Genomic DNA, 20,621 nt, shown 5'->3' with positions numbered 1-20,621 from the left:
CGCCCCGCCATGCGCAGGCCCGCCGCCTTCGCCTCCGGGGCGCCGGCGAGCTTGGCGAGCCGGGAGAGCTTGCGGTTGTTAATGTGAACGACGCGACCGGCGTGCGCCGCGGTCAACGGATGGACGTAGGACGCCTTCGGCGGCGTGCGAAAGCCACCCTGCGCCTGACAGATCGCCTCGAACTTCACCCATGCCCGCCCGCTTGCGAGCGTTTCAAGTGCGAGGTTCACACCTTCTCCCCGCGCAGCCTTGCCGCCGATCTCAAGCGCTGCGCCGGCCAGCGCCGCCGCGCGTCGGCGCAGATCGTCCGGCGCCTCCGGCGTGTTCTGCAGCACGGCGAGGACGTCGTAAGCCTCCAACGCCGGTCCGATTCCACGGCCGACAGGTTGGGAGCCGTCGGTCTGGACGCAGGTCGTCGCCAGGCGGAAGCGCTTCGCGACGGCGTCGAGGCGCGAAGCCAACCGGTTGGCCGCGTCGTCGCCCCGCACCTTCGCCGTCGGCCCGACAGGGATGTCGATGACGACATGGGTCGAGCCCGCTGCGATCTTCTTCGACAAAACCGAGGCGACGAGCTGCCCTTCGGTGTCGATATCGAGTTCGCGCTCGACGCGCACAAAGATGTCGTCAGCGGGGCTCAGATGCACGGCGCCGCCCCAGGCGACGCAGCCCCCTTCGCTTTCGACGACGCGTCTCAACGTAGCGAGATCGAGTTCGACCGGCGCCAGCGTTTCCATCGTGTCGGCGGTGCCGGCCGGGGAAGTGATGGCGCGCGAGGAGGTCTTGGGCATGACCAGCCCGTTCGCGGCAACGATCGCGACGACGATCGGCGTCGTCCGGTTGCCGGGAAGGCCGCCCACACAATGCTTGTCGACGACAATCGGCGCGTCCCACCGCATCCGCTCCCCGACATCGACCATGGCGCCTGTCAGATCGACGGTCTCGTTCTCGTCGAGGGGGAGAGCGGCGCTGGCGGTGAGGAATGCCGCAAGGTGGACTTCGGTGTAACGCCCTGCAACGATATCACGCAGAATCTCGGCAAAGGCGTGGGCGTCGAGCCGATTGCCATAGATGCGCTGACGCACACTGGCGAGAGAATCGATCGCGGGCGCGTGGCTGACATGGACCGCATCGCCGTCGGTGAGCCCGAGCCGTTCCCAGGCGGTCTCCGAAAGGCCGACCTCGTCGATGGCGATCAGGCCATCGCCATCGACCTGAAACAGGGTCGCCTGGACCTCTCCTTTGCCGTTCGACACGAGCACCTGCGATCGCGCCGACAAGCCCTCCGATCGGCAGACGTGGCAATCGCTGCGCATGACGGCCACTGCCTGATGCTGCGTGTGCAGCCGGATGCGCCTGACTCGGAGCGTGGGCTGAGCAGGAATCGTCGCGACGGAAGACGTCATAGCTTGAAAGCCTGGTCCTGACGCGGAACGACGGCGTTCCATCCGAGCTCGCGGTCGATGCGAACCCGCAAGGCTTCGGAGCCCTCATCCTCGCCATGCACGATGAAAATGCGGGTCGGCGCATGCCGGAACCCCGACAGCCATCGTAACAGCTCATTGGAATCGGCATGAGCCGAGAGCATCGACAGTTCCTGGACAGCGGCGCGGACGGGAATCCACTCGCCATGAATTTTGGTCTCCTGGGCGCCCTGCAGCATGGCGCGGCCGCGGGTGCCTGCTGCCTGGAAACCCGAGAAAAGAATGGTGTTGCGGGCATGGGGGGCGAAGGTCTTCAGGTGATGGAGGACACGCCCGCCGGTCGCCATGCCGCTCGCTGAGATCACCACCTTGGGATAGGGGCTTGCGGTAATCGCCTTCGAAGCCTCGACATCGCGCGTGTAGGTCGCGATCGCGCAGACCTCCTTGCATTGCTCGGGCGTCAGGCGGTGATCCTGGCGATGGGCATGCAAAAGGTCGGTGGCGTCGATCGCCATGGGGCTGTCTAGATAGACCGGAACCTGGGCCAGGCGCCCTGCCGTCTTGAGCTTCCACAGATGATAGAGCAGTGACTGGGCGCGACCGACGGCGAAGGCCGGGACGACGACCGTCCCACCGCGCGCGATTGTCCGCTCGACGACGGCGCCGAGCGCCTCGGTCGGATCGGCCGGATCGTGAACACGATTGCCATAGGTCGATTCAATCAGAACGTAGTCGGCTTCCGGCACCGGCGCTGGATCGGGCAGAACCGGATCGTCATAGCGTCCGAGGTCCCCAGAGAATGCGACGCGCCGGCCGCCCCATTGGATCTCGGCGGTGGCCGCGCCGAGGATATGCCCGGCATGGCGGAAAGTCAGGGTCGCGCCAAAGGGCAGCTGGGTCGGTGTGTCGAACGGAACGGTCGAGAAGAACTCGAGGCTGCGTTCCGCATCGCGGATGCCGTAGAGCGCGAGCGCCGGCTTGTGCTTCGAGAAGCCTTTCCGGTTGGCGTATTCGGCATCCTTTTCCTGCAGGTGCCCACTGTCCTTGAGGATGAGCTCCGAGACGTCGCGCGTCGCGGACGTCGCATAAATCCTTCCACGAAAACCATCACGCACGAGCTTCGGAAGGTAGCCCGAATGGTCGAGATGGGCATGCGTCAGGATGACGGCGTCAATGCTCGACGGCGCGATCGGCAGCGGCTCCCAGTTCAACTCGCGCAGGTTCTTGAGGCCCTGAAACAGACCGCAGTCGACCAGGATGCGCTTGTCGCCGTTGGCGAGGAGATGTTTCGAGCCGGTGACGGTGCCTGCGCCGCCGAGGGAGGTGAGTGTGAGCATGTCGTCCTTCACTGCGTGGCGGTGGACAGAGCGGCGGGTGTGCCCTTCCCATCGATGGCGTTGCGTTCGTCAGGCGTGAGGTGGTCGTGGCGGGACCAGCCGGCGAGCGGAGCCGCCGCGTCGATCAGATGCGCCCATGAGCACCGATTGGCGAACAGCATCCCGGCGACGTCGAGCGTGCCGCCCCGGCTGATATAGCCGCGCGCGCCGGTCCGTTTCGGGCCCTCGTCGAGCCGGCGCAGCAGGCCGAGCATCGGCTCCGGACGGGTGTGCGACACGATCAGGCGCGGGACGCCGGGCGGAAAGAGGCGCGCGAGCGTATCGTCTGTCGCCACGAAGCGCGCTTCGATCGGATCGCGTGGGATCCGAAAACGGCCGGGCTCATTGATCGCCGTCACCAGGACATGCCGTCCGCGCGCCTTCAGCCGACGGGCGGCCTTGAGCGCCTCTTCGAGCTGGTAGGCGCCGATCGCGACGATCTGCAGCTCCGCGCTCCCGGCCTGTCCGAAAACAGGGGCGGCGCCGTCGGCCACGAAACGGGTCGCGGCCTCGCCGTCGAAGCGATGCGGCATGTCTCGCTTCGAAACGATCACGCAGCCGACTTGCCCGCGTCCGTCGAAGACCGAGACCATCGTGGCGACCGCGCTGTTGGCGTCCACAGGGAACAGCACACGCGCCGTATCGGACATTTCGCCAAACAGCGCCTCGCCGAGGGTCGGGTCCTGGTGCGATTGCTCGTTCTTGGAGTTCTCCCAGGTATGCGAGGTGACGACGAGCGGCACCGAAATCCAGCCCGGCTCCTTGCCATCCTCGCGCTGGCGGCGCGCGAACACGATTTCCTGTCGCAGGCCGCCGAGCATCTTCATCGCGAAGGCCTCGTAGCTGACGATGAGATTGATCCCGCCCTTGTTCGCAAGTGCCGCGGCGGCGACCGCCTCCTCGTTGAGCGCCGTGATCACACCGCCGTCGTAGGCCTCGGCCACGCCTGTCTCCGGCGCGTTGACGCGATGGCGCAGGCGCTCGAGGGTCGCGCTCATATGGTTGGAGCTCAGCTCGTCCGGATTGCCGACGCGCACTCTGAGCCCCGGATTGGCATCGACAAGCCGGACGAACCAGCGATCGAGCGCATGCATGGCGCAATCGGGCGGAGCGTTCGTATCGGTCCATTGCGGCTGCGGCTGGATCGGCTGAGGCGGATGGCGCGAAGCCAGCGGATGCCGGCTCGCCGCGGGCCGGTTCTGCTCCTGGTGGACGGCGATGGCGGAGACCGCCGCAGCGATGTCGGCTGGCGCGACAAACAGAGCCCGCGCCGCCTCATTGAACGCATCGCGCGCGGCCCGATCGCGCGACGGGTTTGCGGCAAGCGGCAGGTTATGCGCGGCATTGGTGCCCGCGCCGGGAAAGCCGAAGCCCTTCACGGTTTCGGCGATGGCGTAGGGGATGGGAGCAGGATAGCTGCGGGCGGGATCGGCGGCAAAACGGCCGAGGCGTTCCTCCGCCGTCAGGATCGCCCAGACGAAGGCTGCGGGATCACGGCCGTCGATCCCGAAGGGGTCGAAGCCGTTGAGCCTGAGATGATCGGCAAGCCACGCCGCGCCGCCTTGCTGCGCGATCTGCGCCCGCTCCTCGATACGCCGCCCATTGAGGATCATGATGGGAACGACGAGGCCGCAATCCTCCGCCCGCCACCAGCGCGCCGTCCAGTCCGAGCCCCGCTGCTCCTCGAAGGCGCCGTCGCTCAGAAAGGCGACCAGGCTCTCTCCCGGCAGCGGTGCGTGGACATACTGGACTTCGGCGAAGCCGAGATAGCCGCCCTCGGAGATAGCGCCGGCCGTGTTTGGCCCGGCATGGCTGCCAATCGGAACCGCCGGCCGGCCGTCGGCGTCGATCGCGTAGGAATAGAAATCGGCGGCAAGCTGGGACAGGCCCTTCTCGCTGCGGTCATAGCGGCCTTTTTGCGCGTCGGAGACATCGCCGGTGAGGGCGTTGACCGCCTCGACCGCGGCGACACAATGGCCCTGTCCCATCAGCCAGGAGCGAGTCGTGGCCGACAAGGCGTTCGCCGTCAGATAGCCGACAAAGGCGGGCACCATGTTCAGCGATCCGCCGGTGTGCCCTTCCGGCGCAGTCTTGAAGGCGTCGGCCGGCAAAGGCGCTCCGGATAGATCGACTCGCTTGGCATAGGTCATGTGCACGACCGTCCACATCGCGGCACATGCCAGCCGGTCAGCGGCGGCGAGACGACGATAAAACGTTTCCGGGTCGAATCTCCCCGATTGCGCAAGCGTGCGAATGCGCTCCACCGTCTCGTCGCCGTGCGTGATCGGGCCGTAGCCGCTGCGCCAGTGTTCGACGGCTGATGATGTCGTTGCGACCATACGCTTGTCATTCCTTGAGTTCTCTGTGTCGGCTGTCCTATTCGACCCCGCCGGTCCAGGGTGGAGGGTCGCTTGCGGGAAAGGAATCGATGCCCGCCCGTTCCACGTCGTCGATCGGCTCAGGTGGCCGCCGATGGCGGATCGGCCCAGGACCGGGCGTGTCTGCGGCAGCGACCGCATCGGCGATCAGCCGGGCGAGCCCGATCGCGTTGCTGGCGTGGCTGACGGAATTAGTCGAGACAATCCTGCCGCAGAGCGGCGCCAACCGCGCATAGGAGTCGCCGGCGAAGATGCCGTGCACCACCGCGACGTCGGGGCGGGTAAAACCCTGCGACGGCAGCTGGCGCGCCGCTTCGATGAGAGTGTTGCCGGACGAGGCGATATCGTCGACGAGTACGGGCTGTAGATCACTCCATTGCGAGAGGTCCGGCAGCGCGACTTCGACATCGCGGTCGCCATGGCGGATCTTGCGCAGCACGGCATGCGGCGCGCCGATCCGCGCCGCGATCGCCGACACCCACTGTTCGCTTTCCTCATCCGGACCGATGACGAGCGGCTTGGTGATCGAAGCCGCGATCCAGTCGGCCAGCAACGGTGCGGCATGCAGCGTCAGCGTCCGGATGTCGTAGAGCGCGGACAGCGCCGGATAGCGGTGAAGATGAGGATCAACAGTGACGAGCCGGTCGAAGCTGGATGAGATCAGGCGCGCGAAGCTGCGCGACGTGACGGCTTCGCCCGGCTGGAAACGGCGATCCTGCCGCATATAGGCGAGATAAGGGGCGACCAGCGTCACCTCGGCCGCGCCGAGGGAGCGTGCTGCATCGGCAAGGAAGATGAGGCGCAGGAAACCTTCGTCGGGTCGAGCGAGGGTCGAAACCAGCAGAACCGCTCGTCCTGCCACGTCGGAGGCGAGGCGCACATAGGTCTCGCCATCGGGGAAGTTGCGCGTCTCGATGGCGCCGACCTCGCCGGCGCCGGCGCTTGCAAGATCGCGCGCGAAGGCCTCATTGCCCGGCAAGGGGATGATAATGTGCGGAAAATTCTTCGAGACGGGGACAATGGCCATTCTTTATCTTTCGTCGTCTCGCCTCGGCGTTTAGCAGGACCCGGCGTCGGCTCGTGATTTCTGTCGCGAAGGCGAAGACTCGGTTCCTGATAAGGCTGCGCGGCGCCGCAATTCTTTAATCGAGATTAAGTTCTGTCCGGGTCCCTGCCGACCGTCCGGGCTCGTGGAATCGCCTTTCCCGTCGCGCTCAATGCCTGGGTAGACGGTCTCGCCGGCAGCGACTTTCCGGGCGCAACCTTGATTTGAGTTAAAGTTTCGGCCGGCACGGACGCGCATCGTCGCCGCCGAGGAGGGGGCACGGGTTCGCCGTTGTCGGCGAGCTCTCTAGGCCCTGATGCTCATTAGACGTGGTGATCGGTTACGTTCCGGGGCTGATGATTTCAACCGGATCGCGCCCGTCACGGACGAGGGAAGTACGGGAAGGCGGCTGATGGCGACTGACAACAAAGCTCCCGCCAAGCGGGTCTTCAAGTTCGACATCCTTTACTTCATCGCGGTTTTTTTCGCCGTTCTGCTGATTCGTGATCTGCTGGTCGGCCAGAACCACGTCAAGGTCATCCCCTATAGCGAATTCCAGAACCTCATCGAAAAGGACGGTGTCACCGACCTGATTGTCGGTCCAACCGAGATCACCGGCGCCTATAAGCCGCCGGTCGACAAGGACGCGCCTCAGCATTTCTCGACCGTTCGCGTCGACCCCCAGATCGCGGATGTGCTCACCCGCCGCAATATTTCCTTCTCCGGGCAACCGGCGCCCGGCCTTTTCGAAAACCTGCTGTCGTGGCTCATGCCGGCCGCGATGTTCGTGCTGATCTGGATGTTTCTGCTGCGCCCGATGATGGCCGGGCAGCATGGCGGGTTGATGAGCATTGGTCGCAGCCGGGCCAAGGTCTATGCGGAGAAGGGCGTGAAGGTGACATTCGCGGATGTCGCGGGCGTCGACGAGGCAAAGCAGGAGCTCGCCGAAGTCGTCGGGTTTCTCAAGGACCCGGCAACCTCTGGCCGGCTCGGCGCACGCATTCCCAAAGGTTTGCTTCTCGTCGGACCGCCCGGAACGGGCAAGACGCTGTTGGCGCGCGCCGTCGCTGGAGAATCGGGCGTTCGCTTTTTCTCCATCACGGGCTCCGAATTCGTCGAAATGTTCGTCGGCGTCGGCGCCTCGCGCGTGCGCGACCTTTTCCAGCAGGCGCGCGAGCAGGCGCCAGCCATCGTCTTCATCGACGAGCTCGACGCGCTGGGCCGCGCGCGTGGCATCGATGTGCCAGGCGGGGGACACGACGAGAAGGAGCAGACGCTCAATCAGCTGCTCGCCGAGATGGACGGCTTCGACCCCAGCGTCGGCATCGTCGTCCTCGCAGCAACCAACCGGCCCGAGATCCTCGATCCGGCGCTTTTGCGGGCCGGGCGCTTCGATCGGCAGGTTCTGGTCGACCGTCCCGACCGGCAGGGCCGGATCGACATCCTCAACGTGCATCTGAAGAAGATCAGTGTGGCGCCCGATCTCGACGTCGCAGCGGTCGCGGCGCTCACACCGGGATTTACCGGCGCCGATCTGGCCAATCTCGTCAACGAGGCTGCGCTTGTTGCCACGCGCCGTGGCGCGAGCGCCACCGTTCTCGACGATTTCACACAGGCTGTGGAGCGTATCGTCGCCGGACTCGAGAAGAAGAGCCGGATTCTCATTCCGCGCGAGCGTGAGATCGTCGCCCATCACGAAATGGGACATGCGCTCGTCGCCATGGCCCTGCCGCAGACAGACGTGGTGCAGAAGGTCTCGATCATCCCGCGCGGCATCGCGGCGCTGGGCTACACGCTGCAGCGGCCGATCGAGGATCGCTTTCTCATGAGCCAGTCCGAGCTGGAGGATCGCATGGCGGTGCTGCTCGGCGGCCGTGCCGCCGAAAGCCTGGTCTTCGACGAGATTTCGACCGGCGCGGCCGACGATCTGGTCAAAGCGACGGACATTGCGCGCAACATGGTGGTTCGGTTCGGCATGTCGAAGGAGCTGGGACAGGTCGCCTACGAGCCGGAGACAGGCAGCTTCCTGGTCGGCCAAACCCCGGTCTGGCGTCCACGTACCTATAGCGATGAGACGGCCGAGGCGATCGATCACATGGTGAAGGACCTCATCAGCAGCGCCTTCCAGAAGGCCCGCGCGATCCTCGAGCGCAACCGGTCAATGCTCGACGCCAGCGCGCGCGAGCTTCTCGCCCGCGAGACGCTCGGCCCGGATGAACTCGCCACGTTGACCGCGGGGCTCGAGCGCGAGGTGCGGCGAAAGCCCGGTCTCGCTCTGGTCGAATGATGCGGATCGGAAACTGCCAGATTGGCCTGCTCGGCGGGCGCTCGCTGTTCAGGGGTATCTATGGTGCGTAGATCGTCCGTTGTCGTCGTCGCCGTGCTGGTCGCCACCGCTGCGGCCGGCGCCTACGTCTATTGGCTACGAACGCAGAACCAGGTGCCTGCGGGGTTAGCGCGGGTGAATGGAAGGATCGAGGTCGAGCGGGTCGACATCACCAGCAAATATGCCGGCCGTCTGGCCGAAGTGATGGTCGACGAGGGGGCCAACGTCAGCAAGGGCGACGTCCTCGCCCGGCTCGATACGAGCGAGATCCGGGCGCAATTGACGGCGGCGAGAGCTGCTGTCCATCGCAGCCATCAGAGCGTGGCCAGCGCTGAAGCCAGCGTCGCGCTACGCGAGGCGGAACTCAATCTCGCGCAAATCGAGCTCCAGCGTGTCGTGGATCTCATGCGGACGAATACCTCCACGCAGGCCGAGCTCGATCGGCGGACGGCACAGCGCGACATCGCACGAGCCTCGCTGCTGACCGCGAAAGCCGCAGTCGAGGACGCCAAGGCCTCGGTGGAGGTCGCCGAGGCGCAGGTCAGCCAGATCGAAGCCGCCATCGCCGACATGACGTTGAGGGCGCCGGTGTCCGGCCGCGTCGAGTACCGGCTGGCGCGAACCGGAGAGGTTGTCGGCGCCGGAGGGCGGGTCCTCACCGTCTTCGATCTTTCGGATGCGCACATGACCATCTATCTGCCGACGGCCTCCGCTGGTCGTGTGGCCGTCGGTTCGCAAGCCCGCCTCGTGCTGGATGGCCCGGGCGGTTTTGTCCTGCCGGCGACCGTGTCCTTCGTCTCCGCCGACGCGCAGTTCACGCCGAAATTCGTCGAGACCGCGAACGAACGCGAGAAGCTGATGTATCGCGTCAAGCTGCACCTCGATCCGGCCCTTGTGGCCTCCGAGCGGGGCTATGTGAAGGCGGGCATGACCGGCAACGCCTATGTCCCGGTGACGGGCAACGCGAACTGGCCGGCCGAGCTTGCGCCGAGGCTGCCCGATGGAGGCTGAGTCAGCAGCAGCCGTCAGCCTCTCGGCGATCCATCAGGCCTATGGGAAGGTGATCGCGCTTCGCGATCTCGGGCTCTTGATATCAACGGGCTGCAAGCTTGCGATTGTCGGTCCAGATGGCGTTGGGAAGTCGACTTTGCTGGGTCTGATCGCGGGGGTGCGGCGCATCCAGCGCGGTTCGGTTCGCGTGCTCGGCGGTGACATGGCCTCGGCGTCCCACCGCAGCGCGGCCGCGCCGCGGATCGCCTATATGCCGCAAGGGCTCGGACGCAATCTTTATCCGACGCTTTCGGTCATGGAGAATATCGACTTTTTCGCCCGACTCTACAGCCAGCCGGACGGCCGCAGACGTCGACGGATCGATCAGCTCATGCGGGTCACCGGGCTTTTTACCTTTGCCGACAGGCCGGCGGGAAAGCTGTCAGGCGGGATGAAACAGAAGCTCGGCCTGTGCTGCGCGCTGGTGCATGATCCCGATCTTCTCATCCTCGATGAGCCGACGACGGGCATCGATCCGCTGTCGCGCCGCCAGTTCTGGACGCTGATCGCGCGTATCCAGGCCGAGCGGCCGGCCATGACGGTGATCGTGGCGACCGCCTATATGGAGGAGGCCGGCGAGTTCGATCGCATCATCGCCATGGATGATGGAGCGATCATCGCCGACGGCAGCAAGGCGGAGCTTCTCGCCCGGACCGGCGCCGCCACGCTCGAGCAAGCCTATATCGAGCTGCAGCGCCCAGAGCGGCGCGGCGCGCGCCCAGTGTCGTCCGTGCCACGTCTTGTGCCGGATGGCGGGCCCCCGGCCATCGTGGCCGAAGGCCTGACGATGCGCTTCGGCGATTTCACCGCGGTCGACCATGTGAGCTTCCGCATCGAGCGAGGCGAGATCTTCGGCTTCCTCGGCTCCAATGGCTGCGGCAAGACGACCACGATGAAGATGCTGACCGGGCTGCTGCCGGCGACGGAAGGACGCGCCGAGCTTCTGGGAAAGCCCGTGGACGCCCGTGATATCTCGACTAGGACGCGGATCGGCTACGTCTCGCAAACCTTCTCGCTCTACGAAGAATTGTCCGTGCGCGGCAATCTCGAATTGCACGGGCGGCTCTGTGGCATTGGCGGCAAGACGCTCGTCGAGCGTGTCGAACAAGGCTTGTCGCGCTTCGAACTCGCTGATGTCGCCGAGACGCTGCCAGACGCATTGCCGTTGGGCATGCGCCAGCGGCTTCAGCTGGCGGCGGCATGTCTGCACCGGCCGGACGTCCTGATCCTGGACGAGCCGACGTCAGGTGTCGACCCGGCGGCGCGCGACCGCTTCTGGAGCCTTTTGGTGGAGATGTCGCGCAAAGACGGGGTGACGATTTTCATCTCGACGCACTTCATGAACGAGGCCGAGCGCTGCGACCGCGTCTCTCTCATGCATGCCGGTCGGGTGCTGGCCGTCGGCGCGCCACACGAGCTTCAGACCGCGCGCGGGGCTGCGAGCCTCGACGACGCCTTCGTCGCCTACCTGGAGGATGCCGCCGCGACCGGATCCGACGCGGAGACGCCCAGTGAGGGTGCCTGGTCAACCGAGCCCGCTGCGCCAGCCTCCAAGGACGACGCCATTGCGCCGCCACGGCCGCTCCTGGCGCCGGCGAAGCGGATCTGGACGTTCGCACGGCGCGAGGCGCTGGAGCTCAGCCGGGACCGCATTCGGCTGGCTTTCGCGCTCGTCGGCCCCCTCCTACTCATGGCGGCGTTCGGCTACGGGATTTCCTTCGATATCGAAGGCCTGCGTTACGCCGTACTCGACCGCGACCAGTCGCTGGAAAGCCGTGCGTTTCTCGATCAGTTCTCGAACTCCCGGTATTTTGTCGAGCAGGAACGCCTTGGCGAGGAGATCGACATCGATCGGCGCTTGCGCGCCGGTGAGCTGAAGTTCGCCATCGACATCCCGCCTGGCTTCGGGCGCGACCTGTTGCAAGGGCATCGTCCCGAAATCGGCTTCTGGCTCGACGGCGGCAACACCTTCCCCGCCGAGACCGCTCGCGCCTATATCCTGGGGACGCTTCAGACCTATGCCGGCGAGCTCGCGCGCGCCTCGCGCGCGGCAGACGGGCCGCCGGCGGAGACGCTGCGGGTCGAACCGCGCTTTCGCTACAATCAGGATTTCCGCAGCGTCTTTGCGATCACGCCCGGATCGATCATGCTCCTGCTGATCATCTTCCCGGCCATGCTGACGGCCCTCGGCGTCGTCCGGGAGAAGGAGATGGGCTCGATCGCGAACGTCTATGCGTCGCCGGCGACGGTGGGTGAATATCTGCTGGGCAAGCAGCTCCCCTATGTCGCGATCGGGATCTTGAGTTATCTGAGCTTGCTGGCCTTTGCCGGCGGTGTACTCGGCGTCGTGCCGAAGGGCTCGCTGCTGGCGCTCTCTCTGGCGGCCGTCCTCTATGTCTTCGCCGCTACGGCCTTCGGCCTCCTGGTTTCGGCCTTCGTCTCGACCCAGGTGGCAGCGATCTTCGGCACCGCGATCCTGACCGCGATGACCGCGGCCCATTATTCCGGATTCCTGATCCCGGCCTCCTCGCTGGAGGGCCCGGGGCGCATCATGGGCCTGTCTTTCCCCCCGCTCTGGTTCCAGACGATCAGCCTGGGGGTCTTCGCCAAGGGACTCGACACACCCGCCTTCACCCGCGAGCTCATTGTGCTGGCCGGTTTCGGGCTGGGATTCCTGCTGCTCGCGCGGCTGCTGATCCGCAAACAGGGGGCGTAGCGATGCGCCGCTGGATCGAAAATGCCTTCCGTCTCGGCGTCAAGGAATTCGCCAGTCTGTCGCGTGACGTCGTGATGGTGGTGCTCATCGCCTACGTCTTCACCTTCGCTGTTTATTCAGAGGCGACAGCGATGCGAACGGACGTCAATGACGCAAAGGTGGCCGTCATCGACGGCGATCGCTCGACTCTTTCGGGCCGGATCAAGGACGCGCTGCGGGCACCCTATTTTCGGCCTCCGGTCGAAATCGACCGCTCGAGCCTCGACGGCTTGATGGACAAGGGCGCCTTCACCTTCATCATCGATATCCCGCACGGGCTGGAAGCTGATTTCCTGGCCGGTCGTAGCCCCGCGATCCAGGTCAATGTCGACGCAACCAGCATCTCTCAGGCCGGTGTCGGCACGGCCTATATCCAGCAGATTGTCGCGCAGGAAACGACCAGCTTCCTCAAGCAAGCTCCCGCCGAGACCCTCGCTCCGGTCAATGCCGTGATCCGCGCGATGTTCAATCCGAATCTCGAAGCGATCAGCTTCACCGCGAGCATGGGCGTCATCAACAACGTCACCATTCTCGCCATCATTCTGGTTGGCGCCGCGGTGATGCGCGAGCGCGAGCACGGCACGATCGAACATCTCCTCGTCATGCCGGTGAGCGCCAGCGAGATCATCGCCGGGAAGGTCTGGGCGAATGGCCTGGTCATTCTTCTCGCGGCCGCCTTCTCTCTTCATGTCGTCGTCGAGGTCGTCCTGCGCACACCGATCGTCGGTTCGATCGAACTGTTTCTCGCTGGAACGGCGATCTACCTCTTCGCCGTGACGTCGCTCGGCATTCTGCTCGCCACGGTCGCGAACTCCATGCCGCAATTTGCGCTGCTCTCGATTCCGGTCTTTGTCCTAATGTTTCTGTTGTCGGGCTCGTTCACGCCGTTCGAGAGCATGCCGCGGGCCCTCCAGGCGATCATGGACCTCTCACCGTCGACCCATTTCGTGCGCTTCGCCCAAGCGGTCCTCTACCGCGGCGCGGGCATCGCCGTTGTTTGGCGGGATCTTCTGATCATGGCTGGGCTTGGCGCGGCCTTCGTTACGCTTGCGCTTTATCGCTTCAAGGCGATGTTGTCGCGTCAGTCGTAGGAGTTGCGTTCAAGGGTGCGACGAGGCTTGCGCGGTTGCGCACATTCGTCTCCAGCAGCTATTTGCTCGCGGGCGTGTCCGGCATCAGGAGCTGGGGCAGGCGCATGCTGGCGAGCAGCGTTCCCAGGACGAGCAGAGCGGCGAGGACGAAGCTGGCATCGGGCAAGACTGGCAAATCGAACAACGCGCCGCCCGCGACCGATCCAAGCGCCTGACCGAGGCTGGCTGCGGCTGTCATGCGGCCGAGCTGCGCGCCCTCGCTGGTCGCGATGCCGAGGGACGCCCAGTATGTGGCAACTGGCGAGAGCATGCCGGCGCTTGCCGCCACCAGCGCAACGGCGATCGACATCAAGACCGAGCCGCTCACGAGCGAGACGACGACGAGCCCGACGGACAGGGTCGCGAGCCCGGGCGCAATGAACCAGCGCGTGAGTTCTGGTTTGATGAGAGGCGAGAACACCAAGGCCTGGACGATGGCCATCACGAGGCTGCATTCGGCGAACATGATGCCGATATGTGCGGCATCGAGTCCGAGAACCTTGCCGCGCAATGCCAGCCCGACCTCGAAAACGCCGATCGCGAGAGCGGCCACGAGCGCGATCGCGAGAAGCCGCACCATGGCGCGACGCTCGATCTGTGCGGCGTCGGGTGGCGCATCAACGCGGTTGCGTTCTATCCCTGCAGGAAGGAGAAGAACCACGAGGATTGCTGCGATGACCGCCAGGCCTGTCGCTGTGAGCAAAGGCATCGCCAGCGATCGGTCAGGCGAGAGCGCCCAGAGCTTGCCGGCGACGCGCACCGCAAGCCCGCCGAGCAGCGGACCGATGAAGAACCCGGCAGTGCCGGCGATATTGATCAGCGCGAAGCGGTGGGCGCGCCATTCTTTTGACGGCGCATGATCACCGATGAGAGCATAGGCGACCGGGGTGATGGCGGCGGCAAAAAGTCCGGCAAGAAACCGGCCAAGATAGAGAAGCGGAAGGCTTTCGGTAACGGCAAAAAATCCCGTCGTCGCTGCAAAGCCGACCAGGCCCAGCAGGATGATCGGCTTGCGTCCGCAGCGATCCGAGATTCGTCCCCAGACTGGAGCGCCGACAAAGATGGCGATGATGTAGGCCCCTGTCAGCAGCCCCGTATGCCACGACAAGGCCTGAGGCGCGGTCTTCCCGGCGACCTGTTCGATCAGGAACGGCAGGATCGGCAAGGCGACACCATAGCCGACCGTGATCGCGAACATCGCGACGAGCACCGCCGACAGCGCGGTCCAGGTTAGCCGCGCCGGCTCAGCCACGGCCATGCCGATTTGGCCTGGCACTAGACTGGCGGGCTGATCGGACAGGAACGGGCGACATTCGAAGATCTTCACAAATAAACGACTGGCCGAATGCCTTCGGAACGCGAAGCCACCTTGTTGTCGTCTCTCGCACGGCCGTGGGAATATTGCGGATGAAAGACATGCTCCGCGCCGGGGAAAGCGGCAAAGCCGTGCCGACTGCGGATGAGGAGAATATGGTCCGCCAAACGCGACGCGACGTCAGCGCCGATCGCGACCCGGGCAGCGAACGTTGATGGGCTCGCATCGTCATCATCGTCCATTCTCACCTGCCGAAAGCTGCGTATTACTCGCCAGAGCTAGGCGGTGATCCCGTCTGAATCTTTAATTCGCATCAAGTTTTGCGAGGATGTCGCAACTGAAAGTACCGGGATCAAGCGAAGGCTTGCGCCCACCGCAGGGCGGCGGTCGGCCTCCCGTCAGATTCCCAGGGCGATGGCGTCGGCGACACTTAATAACTGTAGAGCCGACGGAACAGCTGCTCCTCGGCGCTGTCCCGAGCTTCGCGGGCGATTTCGATCGCTGCTTCCATCTGCTCGCTGAACGCACGCTCAGCGGCGCGCGCCGGGTGGTCGGGTGAAACCGACATGCGCGCCGTGCGGACGTCGTTCGCGAGCCGCGCTATGACATGCATCCAGGGCGAAAACTTTTCGGACAGCAGATAGCGGCTGGTTCGCATCGGATGCAGCCATCGGAGCGCCTCGGCCGACCATGGCGTAGCCATGGCTTGCACCCACGGGCTGACGAAATTGCCATAAAGAGTTTCGTTCGCCTGTGACAATTGCCGGACGCGTTCGAAGGCTTTGCGCGGGTTGTTGAAGGCCAGGTCCTCAACACGCCGTTCTTCGAAGGCGACGCTGTATTGGGGTTTGCGGCAGTCGGGATCATTGGTCGGGTTGGAGATCTTCATCTCGTAGAGACCGGGTGCGAGACTGGCGACCTCATCAAGGCTATCGAGGATGGCGCGGTGCTCAAGGCGCGCGACCGACGCGGAGACGAAGATGCCGAGATGGCCGATGCGAGGATCCGTCAGGTAGACGATCCGCTGGCCTGCCTCCTTCAACGCATTCGTGGTCTTGTAGACGGCTTTTAGCCAAGCCAGGGCCTGATGTGGCGGCGTGATGTTGTCCCCATACGAGGCAAAGACGACCAACGGGCTCTTCAGGCTGCGCAGATCAATCGTCACCTCGTCACCGAGGTCGAGCGTGCCCTGCTCGAGTTCGTTGCCAATGAAGAGATGGTCGACGATCTCGACCATCTCTTCCCGGCTGAAGCTATACCAGGCATTCCACCAGCGCTCGAATTCCAGGAACCGCTCCTCCTCGCGATCGACATCGAGGTACAGATTTGCGTATTTGTCCCAGATCGCCGCCTCGGGCTTCAAGGTCTCGAAGTTCTGGATGAGCCAGGCGCCGTCAAAGCGGCCATCGCCGAGATCGCCAACGAAATGCGTGAGCCAGCTTCCACCGAGCAGGCCGCCGGCAAGCCGCATCGGATTCGCACCCGATTCTCCCGCCCAATAGGAGAGGGGAGAGCCGTTGAGGACGATCGGGCCGACGGGCGCCCGGCAATGGATCGCGACCAGCATGGCGGCCCAGCCGGCCTGGCAATTGCCGTAGAGGACTGGCGTCTTACCGGGGTGTCTTGCGACAACCTCGTCGACGAAGCGATGCAGCGCGTGCAGGACATCGACAAGCCTTTGGTGGGGGCTCGGCGCCGGAAAGAAGCTCACAAAGTAGACCGGAAAGCCTTCATGCAACGCGATGCCAATTTCCGAGTCCCGCTTGAAGCCGCCGATGCCGGGCCCGTGCCCGGCGCGGGGGTCCATGACGATGACGGGAGGTTTGGCTTCGTCGACGCACACGTCCGCATGCTCTGTTCCGGCGGTCGTGATGCGAAGCAGCGCATAATTCGCGGGGCGCTCGAACCGCCTCGCATCGAACAGCATTTCGTACTGAAAGGTGAGCACCGGTGGCATGCCAGCCTCCTCGTGCTCCAGCATGACGTTCGCCCGCTTCCTCAGCACATCCCAAAACAGCACCGATCGCTGCCATGCATCGATCGTATAGGCCCATAGCCCCGTAGGGTCGAACAGCATCCCTGCCGCGTGCCTGGCCGAGGCCGGATCACGCATGTCAGATCGCGCAGAAGCCAGCGCCGGAAGCGCCAGCGGTGCCGGGGGCATTGAACCACTTTCGTCGCGTTGCGCAGGGCTGGTGACCGGCATCGGATGCTCCTTTGAAGCATGACGGGCTGAACTTGCACCGGATCCAGCGCCGCGCCGGCGTTCCCGTCCTTGACGGACGTTAAAGACGATCCGCCTGGGCGCGAAGCGCCGGCCACATCAGCCGCCAAGTTCTCTGCTCTACGATCGCACAACCGCCGAAGGACAGCACCGGCCCGCCCTTCCGGTCTCCGCGGTCGCAGCGACCGTGAGCGCTCGTCAGCCGTGTCTGCGGTAAAAGCGCAGGAACTGGGCATTGATGGCGACGATGATCGTGCTCGCGGACATGAAAACTGCAGCGATGGCCGGCGTCATCAGGAAGCCTGTTCCGAAGGTGATGCCGGCGGCCATCGGGATGGCGACCGTGTTATAGCCGGTCGCCCAGATTAGGTTTTGCACCATCTTGCGATAGGTGGCGCGCGACAGGCCGAGGATCGCGGCGACGTCGCGCGGATCGCTCTTGACGAGGACGACGTCCGCCGACTCCACGGCCACGTCGGTGCCTGCCCCAATGGCGACGCCGAGGTCCGCCTGGACGAGCGCCGGCGCATCATTGACGCCGTCTCCGACCATCGCCACGGAGAGGCCGCGGGCCTGGAGTTCCTTGATCTTGTCGGATTTCTGGTCGGGCAGCACTTCCGCGAAATATTCCGCGATCCCGAGCTCCTTCGACACGCTTTCAGCGACGCCCTTCGCGTCGCCTGTCAGCATGATGGCTTTGATGCCGAGCCGCGTCAGTTCGTCGATCGCTTCCTTGGATTCGGGGCGGATGATGTCGGCGAGCGCGAAGAGCGCACGCGGTTCACCGTCGCGCAGCAGCGCCACCACTGTCTTGCCCTGCGTCTCGAGCTGCTTCAGCTTCTCGTGGGTGATGGGCTTGCCCTGCCGGGCGAGATGTCCGGGACTAACGATGCGAATGTCCTGCCCGTCGACCTTCGCGACGATGCCTTCGCCCGTGATGTTGCTCACCTCACTGGCTTTCGGAATGGCGACGTTTCTGCGCTTCGCCTCGGCGACGATCCCGTGCGCGATCGGATGTTCAGACTGGTTCTCGGCCGCGGCGGCAAAGGCGAGTTCGGCATTCTCGTCACCCCCTGCGAGCAGCACGACGTCGCTGACACCGAAGCGGCCTTCCGTGAGTGTGCCGGTCTTGTCCAACACGACCGCATCGAGATTGCGTGCCCGCTCGAACGCTGCGCGGTCGCGGATCAGAAGGCCATTGCTGGCGCTCAGCGATGTGCTGACGGCGACCACCAGCGGAACGGCGAGGCCGAGGGCATGCGGGCAAGCCACGACCATGACGGTGACCATGCGCTCAAGCGCGAATTCAAGGGGCGCGCCGAGCCAGATCCACCAAACGAACAGCGTGCCGAAGCCGACGACAAGGGCGATATAGGTCAGCCAAGCAGCCGCCCTGTTGGCGATGTCCTGGGTGCGCGAGCGCGTTGCCTGCGCCTTTTTCACGAGATCAATGACCTGAGCGAGATAGGTCGAATCGCCCGTCTTGGTCACTTTTATGGTGACCGCGTTCGCGCCGTTGATCGCGCCACCGATCGCCGTCGCGCCGACGGTCTTGGTGACGGGACGCGATTCGCCCGTCAGCATCGCCTCATTGAAGCCTGACGATCCCTCGACGATCTCGCCGTCGACCGGCACCTTAGCGCCCGGGCGGACGATGACGTGGTCGCCCGGCTTGAGATCGGAAATCGCTACCTCATGCGTCGTGCCGTCAGCGTCGATTCGGGTCGCACTGTCGGGCAAGAGACGAACCAGCTCTTCCAGTGCGCGCGAAGCGCCCATCACCGAGCGCATCTCCACCCAGTGACCGAGCAGCATGATGGCTATGAGGGTGACGAGCTCCCAGTAGAATGCCTCCCCTGGGAAACCGAAGGTGACTGCTGCGGAGAAGAAATAGGCCGCCGAGATCGCCAGTGCGATGAGCGTCATCATTCCCGGCTGGCCCTTGCGCAGCTCGGAGAAGAAGCCGGTCAGGAACGGCCAGCCGCCGTAGAGATAGGCGATGGTCGACAACACGAAGAGGACCAATCCGTCGCCTTGGAAGGACAGAAGATCGGTGAGGCCGAGCCAGTCCCGGATCATCGGCGAGAGCACTAGTACCGGAGGTGTCAGGACCAAGGTGACCCAGAATCGGCGCCGGAAGTCGGCGACCATGGCTCCGTGGTCGTGACCGGCGTGATCCGAATGGCTGGACCCGGCTGCCGCAACGATCTTGGCGCCACCCTGATCGGCATCAGGCCCGGATTTGGCGCCCGCGTGCTGTTGATGATCGTGGTGGTCGTGATGGGAATGCGGTGAGCTCATGCGTCCTCGTCCGTCAGGTGGTCCGGCCAGAGCTTCGCCATGGCGGGCAATCGGTGTCTCTGCCGCACTGATCATAACCGGGAAGCGACAACGTCCTGATCACGAACCTCGCTGCCGCGCGCCCTGAAATCTTTAATCCAGATCAAGTTCAGTCTGCGCGTCGCCTCAGCTGGACGGGAGGAGCCTCCGTCACGGGCTTCGGAGAAGGGATCACGAATGGGCCTCATCTGATATGACGGTCGTTCCGGCGTTGCCCTCGAGGATCGCCCGGGCGTCTTGCAGTCGCCCGATGCCCGCAATCCGGCCGGGCGTCGCAGCGAACTGGCAGGCTGCCTCCACCTTCGGACCCATGGAGCCGGGCGGAAACCGGTGGGCCGCAAATTCAGCGGGCCGCGCTCGTCGAACCGGACGTTGCTGGGGTGTACCCCAGTCGAGATACACGGCATCGACATCCGTCAGCATGAGAAATGCATCGGCGGCGAGGTCTGCGGCAAGCAGTCCGGCGGCGCGATCCTTGTCGATAACGGCCTCGACCCCCTGAAGGTCGCCAGCAGCGTCGCGGACAACGGGAATTCCGCCGCCGCCAGCGCAGATCGTGACGACCTTCGCGGTGACCAACATGCGGATGACCTCGATCTGGACGATCCGTTTCGGCAACGGCGAGGAAACCACGCGCCGCCACCGGCCCGGCGCCTCTTCAGCTACGGGCCAGCCATGCGCCGCGCGGGCATTTTCGGCCTCATGGGCCGTATAAATCGGACCAATCGGCTTCTCGGGACGGCTGAACGCGGGATCGTCGCGCTCCACCTCGATGTGGGTCAGCAAAGTGGCCAGTCGAGTGGCCGGAGGGAGGACGTTGGCGAGTTCCTGCTCGATCATGTAGCCGATCATGCCGATGCTTTCGGCGCTGATGACATCCAGGGGATAGGGTGGAACCTCCGTCAACGCGGCGGCCTGAAGGGCGAGCAATCCCACTTGCGGGCCACTTCCATGAGCGACGACGATATCGTGGTTTCTAGCGAGATCGGCGAGGGCCGCAGCCGCCTGTCGCACATTGGCGCGCTGAACGTCGGCGCTCATGGGCTCTCCGCGTTTCAGCAACGCATTCCCCCCAAGTGCAACAACAATGCGCATCGTCAACTCTCCAAGCGGCCAACGGCGAACGGAAGCAAAGAAGCCGCGGTCTCGACTGGGAAAGGTATGCCTCCGGTCGGCGAAACGGCAGTTGCGAAGTACTCTCTCCCTATGCTTTCGGCCACTTTCAGCCCGTCAAATGATAAACGCGCCGCTGTCACCGATG

At 64.7% G+C, this 20,621-nt stretch carries 14 protein-coding genes; 5 read left to right on the top strand and 9 right to left on the bottom strand.

Annotated elements, in window-relative coordinates:
* The 4 genes from EK403_RS15270 to EK403_RS15255 form a co-directional block, all read right to left on the bottom strand.
* Window positions 1-1,403, bottom strand: a 1,403-nt coding sequence (locus tag EK403_RS15270) for a thymidine phosphorylase family protein (protein WP_245479721.1), incomplete at its 3' end; no start/stop codon positions are given.
* On the bottom strand, window positions 1,400-2,758 hold the full coding sequence (locus EK403_RS15265) for an MBL fold metallo-hydrolase RNA specificity domain-containing protein (protein WP_128778332.1): 1,359 nt from the start codon (window positions 2,756-2,758) through the stop codon (window positions 1,400-1,402). The genes EK403_RS15270 and EK403_RS15265, both read right to left, overlap by 4 nt.
* Window positions 2,759-2,766: 8 nt before the next feature.
* Window positions 2,767-5,136, bottom strand: a complete 2,370-nt coding sequence (locus EK403_RS15260) for a phosphoketolase family protein (RefSeq protein WP_128778331.1) — start codon at window positions 5,134-5,136, stop codon at window positions 2,767-2,769.
* A 37-nt stretch (window positions 5,137-5,173) separates the two neighbouring features.
* Window positions 5,174-6,202: a ribose-phosphate pyrophosphokinase gene (locus EK403_RS15255; RefSeq protein ID WP_128778330.1), complete on the bottom strand. Its 1,029-nt coding sequence runs from the start codon at window positions 6,200-6,202 to the stop codon at window positions 5,174-5,176.
* Window positions 6,203-6,632: 430 nt separating this feature from the next.
* On the opposite strand from EK403_RS15255, the gene ftsH reads away from it, so the two are divergent.
* Genes ftsH through EK403_RS15235 form a run of 4 tightly spaced genes read left to right on the top strand, consistent with a single transcriptional unit; the run spans window position 6,633 to window position 13,442 of the window.
* On the top strand, window positions 6,633-8,507 hold the full coding sequence (gene ftsH / locus EK403_RS15250; RefSeq protein WP_128778329.1) for an ATP-dependent zinc metalloprotease FtsH: 1,875 nt from the start codon (window positions 6,633-6,635) through the stop codon (window positions 8,505-8,507).
* Between the two features lie 60 nt (window positions 8,508-8,567).
* Window positions 8,568-9,557, top strand: a complete 990-nt coding sequence (locus EK403_RS15245; RefSeq protein WP_128778328.1) for an HlyD family secretion protein — start codon at window positions 8,568-8,570, stop codon at window positions 9,555-9,557.
* Window positions 9,547-12,312, top strand: coding sequence for a ribosome-associated ATPase/putative transporter RbbA (gene rbbA, locus EK403_RS15240; RefSeq protein ID WP_128778327.1), 2,766 nt, complete (start codon window positions 9,547-9,549; stop codon window positions 12,310-12,312). Before EK403_RS15245 ends, rbbA begins: the two co-directional genes overlap by 11 nt.
* 2 nt (window positions 12,313-12,314) lie before the next feature.
* Window positions 12,315-13,442, top strand: coding sequence for an ABC transporter permease (locus EK403_RS15235; RefSeq protein WP_128778326.1), 1,128 nt, complete (start codon window positions 12,315-12,317; stop codon window positions 13,440-13,442).
* A gap of 58 nt (window positions 13,443-13,500) precedes the next feature.
* On the opposite strand, the gene EK403_RS15230 is transcribed toward EK403_RS15235, so the two are convergent.
* From EK403_RS15230 to EK403_RS15210, 5 genes are all read right to left on the bottom strand, one after another.
* A complete protein-coding gene (locus EK403_RS15230) occupies window positions 13,501-14,739 on the bottom strand; it encodes an MFS transporter (protein ID WP_244624029.1) in 1,239 nt (412 codons plus the stop codon).
* 65 nt (window positions 14,740-14,804) lie between these two features.
* Window positions 14,805-15,038: a hypothetical protein gene (locus tag EK403_RS15225; RefSeq protein ID WP_128778325.1), complete on the bottom strand. Its 234-nt coding sequence runs from the start codon at window positions 15,036-15,038 to the stop codon at window positions 14,805-14,807.
* A gap of 188 nt (window positions 15,039-15,226) precedes the next feature.
* The gene (locus EK403_RS15220) at window positions 15,227-17,002 is read right to left on the bottom strand and encodes a DUF3141 domain-containing protein (RefSeq protein WP_128778324.1); all 1,776 of its coding nucleotides are present in this window, start codon (window positions 17,000-17,002) and stop codon (window positions 15,227-15,229) included.
* 216 nt (window positions 17,003-17,218) lie between these two features.
* A complete protein-coding gene (locus tag EK403_RS15215) occupies window positions 17,219-19,321 on the bottom strand; it encodes a heavy metal translocating P-type ATPase (RefSeq protein ID WP_128778323.1) in 2,103 nt (700 codons plus the stop codon).
* 210 nt (window positions 19,322-19,531) lie between these two features.
* Window positions 19,532-20,401 (bottom strand): carbamate kinase, encoded by an 870-nt coding sequence (locus EK403_RS15210; protein WP_245479720.1) that lies wholly within the window; start codon window positions 20,399-20,401, stop codon window positions 19,532-19,534.
* On the opposite strand from EK403_RS15210, the gene EK403_RS23300 reads away from it, so the two are divergent.
* Window positions 20,312-20,621, top strand: a 310-nt coding sequence (locus EK403_RS23300) for a hypothetical protein (protein WP_245479735.1), incomplete at its 3' end; no start/stop codon positions are given. The genes EK403_RS15210 and EK403_RS23300 overlap by 90 nt on opposite strands.

Origin of the sequence: Hansschlegelia zhihuaiae (assembly GCF_004103825.1) — a bacterium.
GTDB lineage: Bacteria > Pseudomonadota > Alphaproteobacteria > Rhizobiales > Methylopilaceae > Methylopila > Methylopila zhihuaiae.
This window is presented reverse-complemented; position numbering and strand designations above follow the sequence as displayed.